This is a genomic window from Rhodococcus zopfii NBRC 100606 = JCM 9919 (assembly GCF_001895025.1).
GTDB classification, from domain to species: Bacteria; Actinomycetota; Actinomycetes; order Mycobacteriales; family Mycobacteriaceae; genus Rhodococcus; species Rhodococcus zopfii.
Genome location: NZ_BCXI01000078.1, coordinates 1 through 10,085, shown reverse-complemented (window position 1 = coordinate 10,085; position 10,085 = coordinate 1). Strand labels below are relative to the sequence as shown.

14 protein-coding genes are annotated in these 10,085 nt (G+C 64.3%); 7 read left to right on the top strand and 7 right to left on the bottom strand.

Annotated elements, in window-relative coordinates; translation table 11 throughout:
• Positions 1 to 284, bottom strand: a 284-nt coding sequence (locus RZ1_RS28630; protein WP_139282055.1) for a hypothetical protein, incomplete at its 3' end; no start/stop codon positions are given.
• Between the two features lie 1,022 nt (positions 285 to 1,306).
• Between RZ1_RS28630 and RZ1_RS30780 the strand changes: the two genes are divergently transcribed.
• The 5 genes from RZ1_RS30780 (at position 1,307) to RZ1_RS28605 (ending at position 3,613) form a co-directional block, all read left to right on the top strand.
• Positions 1,307 to 1,468: a hypothetical protein gene (locus RZ1_RS30780; protein ID WP_169918174.1), complete on the top strand. Its 162-nt coding sequence runs from the start codon at positions 1,307 to 1,309 to the stop codon at positions 1,466 to 1,468.
• Positions 1,469 to 1,470: 2 nt separating this feature from the next.
• Positions 1,471 to 1,731 carry a hypothetical protein gene (locus RZ1_RS28620; protein ID WP_139282054.1) on the top strand — a complete coding sequence of 87 codons (261 nt, stop codon included), beginning with the start codon at positions 1,471 to 1,473 and terminating at the stop codon, positions 1,729 to 1,731.
• A 597-nt stretch (positions 1,732 to 2,328) separates the two neighbouring features.
• Positions 2,329 to 2,961, top strand: coding sequence for an HNH endonuclease (locus RZ1_RS28615; RefSeq protein WP_307718294.1), 633 nt, complete (start codon positions 2,329 to 2,331; stop codon positions 2,959 to 2,961).
• Between the two features lie 140 nt (positions 2,962 to 3,101).
• Positions 3,102 to 3,383 carry a hypothetical protein gene (locus tag RZ1_RS28610; RefSeq protein WP_072816237.1) on the top strand — a complete coding sequence of 94 codons (282 nt, stop codon included), beginning with the start codon at positions 3,102 to 3,104 and terminating at the stop codon, positions 3,381 to 3,383.
• A gap of 14 nt (positions 3,384 to 3,397) precedes the next feature.
• Positions 3,398 to 3,613 (top strand): hypothetical protein, encoded by a 216-nt coding sequence (locus RZ1_RS28605; protein WP_169918172.1) that lies wholly within the window; start codon positions 3,398 to 3,400, stop codon positions 3,611 to 3,613.
• A gap of 112 nt (positions 3,614 to 3,725) precedes the next feature.
• On the opposite strand, the gene RZ1_RS28600 is transcribed toward RZ1_RS28605, so the two are convergent.
• The gene (locus RZ1_RS28600) at positions 3,726 to 4,676 is read right to left on the bottom strand and encodes a hypothetical protein (protein ID WP_072816234.1); all 951 of its coding nucleotides are present in this window, start codon (positions 4,674 to 4,676) and stop codon (positions 3,726 to 3,728) included.
• Positions 4,677 to 4,906: 230 nt separating this feature from the next.
• Between RZ1_RS28600 and RZ1_RS28595 the strand changes: the two genes are divergently transcribed.
• Positions 4,907 to 5,254, top strand: a complete 348-nt coding sequence (locus tag RZ1_RS28595) for a hypothetical protein (protein WP_238072188.1) — start codon at positions 4,907 to 4,909, stop codon at positions 5,252 to 5,254.
• Between the two features lie 363 nt (positions 5,255 to 5,617).
• On the opposite strand, the gene RZ1_RS28590 is transcribed toward RZ1_RS28595, so the two are convergent.
• From RZ1_RS28590 to RZ1_RS28580, 5 genes are all read right to left on the bottom strand, one after another.
• A complete protein-coding gene (locus RZ1_RS28590) occupies positions 5,618 to 6,544 on the bottom strand; it encodes a hypothetical protein (protein ID WP_072816232.1) in 927 nt (308 codons plus the stop codon).
• A 430-nt stretch (positions 6,545 to 6,974) separates the two neighbouring features.
• A complete protein-coding gene (locus RZ1_RS31035; protein WP_218020503.1) occupies positions 6,975 to 7,772 on the bottom strand; it encodes a hypothetical protein in 798 nt (265 codons plus the stop codon).
• A gap of 53 nt (positions 7,773 to 7,825) precedes the next feature.
• Positions 7,826 to 8,152, bottom strand: a complete 327-nt coding sequence (locus RZ1_RS31030) for a DUF262 domain-containing protein (RefSeq protein ID WP_218020502.1) — start codon at positions 8,150 to 8,152, stop codon at positions 7,826 to 7,828.
• A gap of 186 nt (positions 8,153 to 8,338) precedes the next feature.
• Positions 8,339 to 8,707 (bottom strand): DUF262 domain-containing protein, encoded by a 369-nt coding sequence (locus tag RZ1_RS31025; protein WP_218020501.1) that lies wholly within the window; start codon positions 8,705 to 8,707, stop codon positions 8,339 to 8,341.
• A gap of 239 nt (positions 8,708 to 8,946) precedes the next feature.
• Positions 8,947 to 9,480 carry a hypothetical protein gene (locus RZ1_RS28580; RefSeq protein ID WP_072816231.1) on the bottom strand — a complete coding sequence of 178 codons (534 nt, stop codon included), beginning with the start codon at positions 9,478 to 9,480 and terminating at the stop codon, positions 8,947 to 8,949.
• Between the two features lie 396 nt (positions 9,481 to 9,876).
• Between RZ1_RS28580 and RZ1_RS31020 the strand changes: the two genes are divergently transcribed.
• On the top strand, positions 9,877 to 10,085 hold a 209-nt coding region (locus RZ1_RS31020; RefSeq protein ID WP_218020500.1), incomplete at its 3' end, for a hypothetical protein.

Sequence of the window (10,085 nt, the reverse complement as noted above, 5' to 3'; positions counted from 1 at the left end):
CCTTCGGTGCAGTCGCGCCAGGTAGTTACCTCGGCATTCAATACCGCCCAGAGGTCGGATTCGTTGTATTGCGCGGGGGTCCAGGAAACGACCCGACCTTCCTTCCATTCGAGATGCGTGGTTAGCGCTGGCTGCGAGATGCTCCCGAACTGCATCAGGTTCGTGAAGGTCGATGCATCATGAAACGCCTGGTACATCTCGTCGTTGGAGTTTGCGATCTCGCGGGCAGCGTCGCACCATTCCTGCGAGAAGAATTTCAGTCCGTTCGACAACTTGGTCTCCATTCGTGCTGCTTCGTGGGTTTGGGTACTACCAGTGCGGATTGCGTCACCGACGCGTGCCTAAGTTGATAGTGACCGGTGTCTCGCTTGTCACCAATTGTGATAACTGGCACGTCAGCTGGGGACTTAGTGTCGTATGCCACGGGGGTGGGGGCAAGGATTTCAGCGGATGATCACCAGTAGTCGGTATGAATCAGACTCGTTTGGGGTACTTGCTTGGTGCGTCCGGCAGCGTACTCAACGGGTGTCCGGTACCCCAGTGCCAAGTGACGATGTCGATGATTGCGATCGTCCTTGAAGTTTTGGATGACCACCCCACGGGACTTGACCCGGGCAACGATGTCCAGCACTTCCCGTTCAGGCATCCATCGCGTAGTCGGTTGTTGTCGGCGACGCTCGAAAACTGGACAGTTCCGCCGTTTGAAAAGTGAACACTCAAGAGGCTTGGAAAGTGTCACTTTGGAAGACTGGGCGTTGATCAGAAGGCTCGCAGCCGAGGGTGTCCCGAAGGCCTGGATTGCGGCGCGGTTGGGGAGCTCCCGGACCACGGTGGTCAAAGGCGGTGCAGTCGGCGGCACCATCTAGGTACGAATTCGTTCGTCCCCACTGTCGTTCACCCCGTTTGAGGAGCGAGTGCGAACGTCAACGACTGCGCTGGCAGGAGCACCGGAGTGATCCGGCCGACCGAATCACTCGGACCGGGTGGAGTGCGCCGGTTGTGAAAGAGCAGCGACATCGACGCCGAGAGTCAGCCTATCCTCGCAGCGCTCGTACACCCTGAGGCCGCCGAGATCCTGGAAATTGCGCGAACATGTCATCAAGGACGACCACGAACTGCTGACGATCATCCGCGACGGCGTCCTGCCCGCGGTGCATAGTGCACCAGTTGGCGATGAACTCAGAATGATGTCATGACATTGAAGATGTTCGATCTTCGCCGCGGCGATGCGGACAGGTACCCATGGTATCCGCCGTGTCGCTGAGGGGACGTGTCATATTCGCGGGTAGCAGGGCTGTTCCTGCCTATGGCCCGCATCCACGAAGCGCACCGGCTGCCCTCGTTCACCACCGGCGCCGTCGACGACTTCACAAGCACTGTGGTGGACGAAGCGCTCGCGACCGAAAACGTCACCTTCACGGTCACGATCACCGCCCGACGGTTCGCGGTCAGGCCGGGACCGTCGTGACGGTGACCGTCACAAGCTGCGACACCTCAGGCGCCCGCCGACACGTGGATCTGGCGGAACCGGAGGCGTGGGTCCGGGCGGTCTTCGCCGAGTTCGACGACGACCAACGCATCTACCTGCTCGGCAGCATCGGCCCGGACACCGGACGCTCGGAGCGCGGCCTGGTCGCCTACCGCGCCTACTTCGACGAGGATGCGACGCCGATCGGTGTGCCCACACAACTGGTCCGCACGCCCCACTACTGGATCGGAACTCTGCGCTGAGCCGGATTCGCACAGCACCACGGTGGGGCTACCAAACCAGGCAGGGACGTGTCATCACTGCATGTCACAATGCGTTTTCAGCGGCGGGCGTAGTCACCTGCGCGACGAGACCAACTGCGTTGATTGCTGGTAGATGCGCTCATGCACGACCGATGGCCCGAGCCGAGGGAGTAAGGGAACCAGCAACGCCCCCGGTGCGTCCAAACAGGTATGGACGCCGAAGACCGCGCAGTGTGGAAGGCCGCCGGCCATGACCCCGACGATCCGGAGGTCATCGAACAATGGCACTGGATTCGATGGCAACTCCAGATGCTCCGCGACTGAGTACCCGCCCGGCGCGCGGCACCGCCGGCGGAACAGTCGGGAGGACAATGCGGCGGTACGTGTCTTTCACCCTGTCCAAAAGGATGCTGTCTCGAACATCGCGATCATTTCAGTGCCAGCCAGGCAGGTCGACCTCGTCACGCCGCCGCAGAGAAGGGTCCGACTGTTGTCGACCGCGGAGCAGGCGAGATATGTCATCGGCGCAGTTCACAGGGTTTGGATGCTGGGCTGGCGGCACAGCCGCGGCGGGGTTGTCCCCGTACGCTCTGCCACATGCAGATGGATGTGGACCACGTGCCGTCCACCGCCGCGGCCGAAGGCTCTGATCACCCGCTCGAGAAGGCCGAGGTGCTGGCGCGGGTGGCCGATGCGATCGGCGACGGTCTCGAGGCGGGCGGGGAGATCCTGCGCGCGGAGTATCCGTTCGCGCCACCGGTGAAGAACTCCCGCAACTACACCGAGCGGCAGTGCCTGCGGGTGTTCTACCGGGACGGGTTCCTCGACCGCTACAGCGGCACCAGACTGGTGCACCCGGGTGCGCTACGCACCCTGGCGATCCTGCTTCCGGAGGACTTTCCGTTTCATACGAACTGGCAGATGTCTCGGACCCACAGCGCGTTCTGGGAACTGTGCCCCACCATCGACCACCAAGTACTGGTGGCACGGGGAGGCGAAGACGTCGAGTCGAACTGGGTTTCGACATCGATGCTGCGCAACTCGGCCAAGGCACACTGGACCCTCGAGGAACTGGGCTGGTCTCTGTATCCATCGGGAGATCACATCCAGTGGGACGGCCTGTCCGGATGGTTCGTCGACTACCTGACCGGACATCCCGAGCTGATGGCCGAGCAGTATCTGGCGACGTGGTTCCGCGCGACCGTCGAAGTCCGCGCCGGCCTGGCCTGATCTGACGCCGGTGGTAGGGACCGGACCGGGCTCGCTCGTACGCGAAGTCGGCTCCCTCCCAGGGACTGTCGGTGCCTTCTTCTACGATCTCGGGCACGAGCACAGGCAGCGCAGCGCCGCACACACGAGGGGAGCGGTCGATGCCAGGCGATGAGGACCGCGGCTACCGTGCCGGCCGCCGGGCCGGGACACAGTTCGCACGAAACCCGCAACAGGAACCGAAGGATCCGACGATCCCGTCCACGATGACCGATTCCGAGGTCTACCTACGGAACTGGCGCGAAGGCTGGGTCGACGGCATGACCGACCCGAACGGACCGGACTTCCGGCGAAACCCCGCGCGGCGCATCACCGTCCCCGTCGCCGATGCACCGCCGATGTCGTCCCCCACCGGGGACACAGTCCTCGGCGAAGAGAGGTAACCATGCGGCGAAGCGTGATCGAAGACCAGCTGCTCACCGAAGTGCTCGCGGCGACACCGCTGCCGGACATGGCATTGGAAGCCGCGCTGGCCGGGATCCCACTGCGTACAGGCAAGCGCCGGGGGCCGGACGAACGGGGCGTCGACATCACCTGGGGGCGCAAGGCCCCGAACCTGTGGAGCCGAGAGAGCTCTGACCTGGGGAACGAGGACGACCCGGACCTGATGTAGCCGGTATCGGGCTACAGGTCCGGTTCGATCAGCACCCTCCATATATCCCCTATGGAAGCTATGGGCACGCCGCCATCGACATGTCCACTACCCCGATGATGACCGCAGCTGATCACAGCTTCCACAGGCGCAGCAACGCAGCCCGCAGGCTCGGGGAGACGATGCGGTGGTCGTGGTGCAGGCGAGGGTTGGGGTGACCGTGCTCGGCGAGGATGCGCGCGGCGTCGGCCACCGCGATGGGGTCGAGGTCGATGCGGGTGCGTAGCCGGTAGGCGACGGCGTGGCGGGTGTGGGGGATGCGGTGTGGGCCGGTGTCGACGACGGCGGGCGGATCCAGCCAGGCGTCGTCGTCACTGATCCGGATCACGACGTCGCCGGGCTCAAGGCGGGTGCGGCGATCGAGACCTGGGGTGTTTTCGCGGATCCACCGGGTGCGGTAGCGGGGATTCGGCCCGCCCGTCCCCGGTGCGGGTGCAGTCCAGTGGTTCTCGTCTTCGTCGGTGGGGGTGTAGTCGCTGGTGTGCCGGAGGAACATGCGGCGCACCGGGGTGGGGAGGAAGTCGTGGCCTGTGCGGGTGCGGCTGCCGATCCCGGGCAGGGGTACGACGCGGCCGACCTGCCAGATGGTGGTGGCGCTGTCGAGGAACACCTCGTCGACCTCGACCGTGTCGTCGAGGCCGTCGATGAAGGCATGGGCCGCGGCGATGGCGTGGGGGTCGTCGGTGACGATCGCGGTTTCGTCGGCGAGGGTGGAGCTGTGCGAGGCGCTGGCGGGACCGACGATCACCCGGTCGCCGGTGACGATCAGGCCGGTGTGCAGGTTCGGTGTGGACAGCACCCGCACCCCGGTATCGAGGAATCGTGCGAGGGCGGTGGGGGAGGTGGCGTGCGCGCGCACGGCGGGCCGGGCGGCGTTGACGATCAGCAGGTCCCCGGCACGCAGCGGCAGCAACTCCGGTGCGGTGGTGTCGAGGTAGGCGACGGCGACGCGGCGGGGGCCGGGACCGCGCAGAGCCGCGGTGATGTGCGGCCAGGGATGGGGTGCGTGCAGGGTCGTGCCCATGCTCGGCACGGTAGCGAACGACGACGGTATCCACGTGGCGGATGAGCACCAAGGGATCCTGTCGTCCTGTAAGTGACGGCTGTCGTCCTGTAAGTGACGGCGCGGACGGGATATCGACCCGCCATCGGCTCGGCAGGACCACCTGGGACACACTGCGCACGGGCAGCGCGGGGTGCGGGTGGTTCGTCTGCGGCCGAGCCGGTGAATCGAGGAGCGGGAATGTACGGAGTGTGGACCAGCCGGGAGCATTTCTCGGTGCCCGGATCGAACCCGGCCGCCCCTCGGTCGACGTGCACGCCCTCGCCGATGCCGCGCGCCGCGACGGCGGCACCGGTCGAGGGCCGGCGCCGGTCATCGCCGAACTCGTCGCCGGTGACTGGCAGCTTGTGTACTTCACCGAACCGGACCGGGTGCGGGAGATCACCCGCGGGCAGGGCCGCAAGTACGAAGGGGTGCGCGTCGGCCGGTTGCGCTGGTCCTCGACCATGCGTGCCGTTCCCCCGGTGACGGAGACCAGCGCTCCGACAAGTGATCTCGATGCCACTACTGCGTCCCGAACCCCGCCGGAACCGTGGTGATGCCCACCGACGATGCGCCGCCGCTCCGGCCGCATAACGGCACCGGAGTGGCGATCGCCATGCTCTGGGCCGTGCGTGCGGTCTGGTTCGCCACTTCCGGTCACCCCGGTCCGGGAGTTGGCGCGGGTCTGCTGGCTGCGCGCTCTGGCTCCACAGTGATCCGCCGGTATCGTGCGCACTCGACGTGCCGCCACCGTCGATACCGGCGAGCATGTCATCGACGCAGGTAGTTGGGCTGTAGCAGCGGCATGCTGCACGCGGCGTATGGGTGCATCGCGGGGGTGAGCGTCTGCTGGAGTGGATTGGCCGGTGGTGCGGAGCAGGCGGGTCGGGGAAGTGGCGAGTTGCCTGGAGTCTCGTGGGTCAGGTGTATTCCCGCTTGTTGGTGCGATCGGGAGCCCACACGAACTCGCAGTCCTCATGGACTGTCTCGTCGTACGGTTCGGGAATCATCACTTTCAGGCCGATCTCCGTCGGCCACTGGTGCAGTTTGGCCAGTCCTTTTCGTTCCCCGGATTGGACCTGCGAAACCAGCGATGCGGTCCACCGAACGCGGGACACCGTTCCGACGTGACTGCCGCCGATGTGTACGTCGACGATGCCGGTTTCGGACGGTCGGGGCGTGAGCTCGCACTCAAGGACGCGCGATCTCTTTTCTGCCAGAAGATATTTGAGGATCTTTTGGTGTCCTTTGTGCTCTTCGCGAGTTAAGGGATTGGTGGGGTACCAGAAAACTTCGAAGTATCTGCGCCCCCTGCTCACCGGCGGCAGCATGAGCCACGCTTGCAGATCTTCGCCCCAGGTGGCGCGCAGATCGAGCCTCCGTTGCGAGCCGGACGCGCAATACAGGTCGGAGGGAGGGCCGAAGACTTTGCCTTCACACAACACGCGGTATCCGTATCGGTTCGCCGTGACGACGGCGTCGAACATTCGAGCTCCGGGCCCGCTCCGCAAGAATCCGACCAGACGACCGTCGATCTCCAGCGCTACCTCGTTCGCCGAGTAGTCCTCATCGCCCGGCACCGGAACCAACTCCACGTGGAAGAGTTCTCCGAGAGGGAAGGAATCGAGATCCTCGATCGGCCGCCGCAGAGCCACATCGCCCGATGTGCTGGTCTTACTCCTGAGCGCGATCGTTCCCTCGAGGAACAAGGGATACGGCGGTGATACGTACACCGAGCGGCGGCGCTCGTACAGCGCCCTGTACGTGAGATATGGCTCGCCGGGTTCGCCCATCGCCGAGGTGGACATCGAACCGGTCGCGTCCTCGCCGTCGCCCGAATCGTGCACGTGTACCTCCGTCCGTGGGATGTAGTGGCCTGGAGGGCCGTTCGGGAGAACGCTACGTGAGGCGCAAATCCCTGGCGTTTCGGGACCTGCGGGCTCGTGGGCCGGGCCGCGGCGCTGGTTGTCTCACGTGCCGCGCCACGGGGGTTCAGGAGAAACCGTGGAGGCTCCGGGAAGCCCATACCGCCGACCTCGCAGGTCGAGCGATATGGAGCACCCGGCCAGTCGACGTGCCTCGGCTCATGGTTGGACCTCGGTGCCAGCGACGGCCCGATCCGCAGTCGCAGCGCGCAGGGACGTGTCATCGATGCAGGTAAATGCATGCCACATGCAATGTGCTGCGCGCGTCGTGATGCCGTCTCCCCGGATGATCGTCTTCCCTGGTGGCCGGCGAGTCCGGCCCGGGCCGGTCACGCTTGTGCGGGGCAGCGTGCTATCCCAGGGCTTTGAGCAGACGCTCGCGGAGTCGATCCTTGCGGCCTTCGTAGAACTGAAGGAAGTCGGCGATCCCGAGCGGAAGCCCGTCGAGATCGTTGTCGGTCAGGAAACTCGTACGCTTCTCGTCGGTCGGGAACGCGGCGGTGATCCAGTCGGCTGGCAGCGTGTCCTGTTTCTCGATGTTGACGGTTCCGGCGAGGAGTTGAAGGTTCGGTAGGAGGTTGAAACTGTCCAGGTAGGTGTCGATCTTCTCGCTCGGGATGCCGGCTGCTGCGAGTCGCTTTCTGGTGAAACGAGACTTCGGGAAGATGTGGTCCTCGTGGAACTTTTTGCTCAAGTCGAGCCCGGGGTACAGGACGGACAGCACGGAGAAGGTCCGTTGGCCGGCGTATTTGAGGTTGAGCAGTTCGTCGATCTCGGCACTGGTGAACGACAGGCCCTTGCCGACCGCGGCCATCGCTGCCTCGACCTCCTCGACCGGGAAACTGGTTGTCGCGTTGGTGGTGAGTACCTCGCGGATGCGCATCAAGGTGGTGTCGAGTCCCGAGCCCCAGATTCCCCGTTTGATCAACGAGCGGGTAACCCAGCCGTGCAGTGCCCTGCGGTCCGCCGCATCGGCTGTGGAGTCGAGGTAGGAGTCTGCGGCGCCTCGCAGGTGGAGGTAGTGCGCGATCGGGACGATGACGCTGTGCGCGGTGAGGTTGCGTTCGTTGTAGCCGAACTGCTGAAGCAGTGTGGCGGCACGAAGTAGCGCGGCTTCGACTTCCGGCCACGCCGCTTCGACCTTCGCCATGTTCGCCTGGGTGAAGTTCGAAACCTTGAATCGGACGTCGGCGCCGGCAATGGTCAGGGCCGTTTGAGTACCACGTCCTTGGAAAAGGAGAATTGGCGGCCGGCGTTGGTGTTGAGCTCGCGGACGAGCGAGCGCACTTCTTCGCGGGCGTCGAGTTCCTTCCACTGGTTGGTGGCCATCGACAGCAGCAGATCGGAGTAGGACAAGGTGGTGCCGCCGCTGTTGACGCGCACGAAGATCTCGAGAACCTTATCGGGGTCCTGGTCGGTGACCAGGAAGTAGTTCATCGGTTTGAGCACGCGAACGGCTTCATAGAGGTCGTAGAGCCGTTGAAAGGCGCCGTTGTGGTCGACGATGCGCCGCTCGGCCAGTGCGTTCATGATTGCCGGGCCGGAGTTGGCGAGGTCGAGTACCGCGCCGACCCTGAACCACTTGTCCTCGGCGTCCTGTTCGGCGCGGGCTTCCTTGTCGGTGAGGAAGCGCAGGTCGTAGCGGAGGCCGAGTTCTTCATCGTCGGAAAGGTTGAGGTAGAGCCGCTTGACGGGGAACGCGTCCGGGCTGTTCCATCATGCGTACTTCTTCTTCTCCGCAAAGCTGCCGTACAGCGCAATGTTCAGCGATGTCAGGCGCTGCTGACCGTCGAGGACGGCGGTTGTGCCTGTGCCCGCCGGGACGGTCGCCCTGTCGGCGTACGGGTGGTCGCGCTCGTGGAAGTGCGTCAGAAACTCGTAGAACGTGTAGGTCTGGGCGGTCTCGGGTTTGACGTCCCACAGCAGGAACGAGCCCACCGGGTAGCCCCGCATCAAACTGTCGACGAGCCGGATGATCTGGTCGGCGCCCCACACGAACTCACGCTGAATCGCCGGCATGAGGTACTCGTGCTTGTGGATGGCGGTGAGCATCTCTTCGATGCTCCGCGGAGTCTGAAACGACATCGACCAGGTCCCTTACTCTTCTGTGTTTCTCGACCGACATGGACATGGTGCCGATCGTCTCGGAGGGCCTCGCGGCTGCCGGACGACGATCGATGGTGGCGGTTCATCATCTTCCATTCGGGCCCTCCCACGTCGAATCTCTTCCGCTGAAGCCGAATCGTGTCCCCGAGGTGCACTGCGAAACGGTCAAGCGCCTCACACGACACCCAACCAAGCCCGGACCACCCGCGCGGCTCCGCTCAGTTGAGCGTCAGGCGGCAGTACTCGTCGGTGTTGCCGGCCTCCTTGCATTCCTGCCAGTCCAGTTGGCCCTGAACCCACGGTGAGGGAGTCTTCGGCGCAGCCGGGTCCTGCATGGTCGCACCGGACGGGTAGCGGCAGGCGGTGCCGTCGCATACAGGGGTGTTGGCAGCAACCTCGTCGGCAAGGACCTGGTCGTGCACCGACTGGCAGTACTCCGAATAGCCCGTCACCGTGCCGTCGGACCAGTACGTGATGACCGGACCCAATCCCATCTGACAGTCGACAATGTAGGGTTCGGCGGCCGCGACCGGTTCCGCGACAACCGGTTCGACATAGGTTTCGACGTAGGTGGGGTGGGCCTCAGCTGTCGGTTCGGCAGTGGCGGACTCGGTCGTCGCTGTAATCGTCGTTGTCGACACCGCCGGTGGCGATGTCGTGGTGGCGACCGTGGGCACTTCGGTGTCACTGCTGCCGCAGCCGGACAGTGCGAGCGCAAAGACGAGGGCAGGCAGTACACGCAGTGCTTTCACTCTCGGGATACCGGCTTAGGCAGCGGTTTCGTTACCTGGGGCAATAACTCGGCTTGGTGTTGTGTTTCAGTGGCGCAGTCTCCGGCGCGGCGAGACCCACTGTGTTGATTCCTGGTAGGGGCTCATTCACGACCCGATGGCGCGGACTTGAGGGAATGCGGGAACCAGGGACCCGCCCCGTGCGTCCAATCAACATGGACGCCGAGGACCGTGCAGTGTGGATGGCCGCCGGCCATGACCCCGACGATCCGGATGTCATCGAGCGATGGCATTGGACTCGGTGGTAACTCAAGATGCTCCGCTTCTGATTGATGGTCGCGCGCATAGCAGTTCATGGAAAGCACCCAGGTAGCGATCCGGTATAACGTGTGACCTGTATGAACGCGAGGAGTCCTGATGCCTGTCCCATATCCGCCGCCGGAGAAGCTGCCTGTTGTTATGTGCCACATCGACGGTTGCTGCTACCGACGCCATTCGACTCGGATGGGCAAGCCGATCTGCCAGCAGCATGAACGGATGTTCGACAGATTCAGTAGGGTCGACCATCCGCTCAATATTGGGAGCGTCGAGCTCAAGTACACGCGGGACGGCTATCCCGATCCACG

Bases quoted from the DNA above. Each gene is read 5' to 3' on its own strand.
- RZ1_RS30780 (WP_169918174.1), top strand. From the start codon at position 1,307: ATGGCCCGCATCCACGAAGCGCACCGGCTGCCCTCGTTCACCACCGGC.
- RZ1_RS28615 (WP_307718294.1), top strand. From the start codon at position 2,329: ATGCAGATGGATGTGGACCACGTGCCGTCCACCGCCGCGGCCGAAGGC.
- RZ1_RS28610 (WP_072816237.1), top strand. From the start codon at position 3,102: ATGCCAGGCGATGAGGACCGCGGCTACCGTGCCGGCCGCCGGGCCGGG.
- RZ1_RS28600 (WP_072816234.1), bottom strand. From the start codon at position 4,676: ATGGGCACGACCCTGCACGCACCCCATCCCTGGCCGCACATCACCGCG.
- RZ1_RS31035 (WP_218020503.1), bottom strand. From the start codon at position 7,772: ATGGCGAAGGTCGAAGCGGCGTGGCCGGAAGTCGAAGCCGCGCTACTT.
- RZ1_RS31030 (WP_218020502.1), bottom strand. From the start codon at position 8,152: ATGAACGCACTGGCCGAGCGGCGCATCGTCGACCACAACGGCGCCTTT.
- RZ1_RS31025 (WP_218020501.1), bottom strand. From the start codon at position 8,707: ATGTCGTTTCAGACTCCGCGGAGCATCGAAGAGATGCTCACCGCCATC.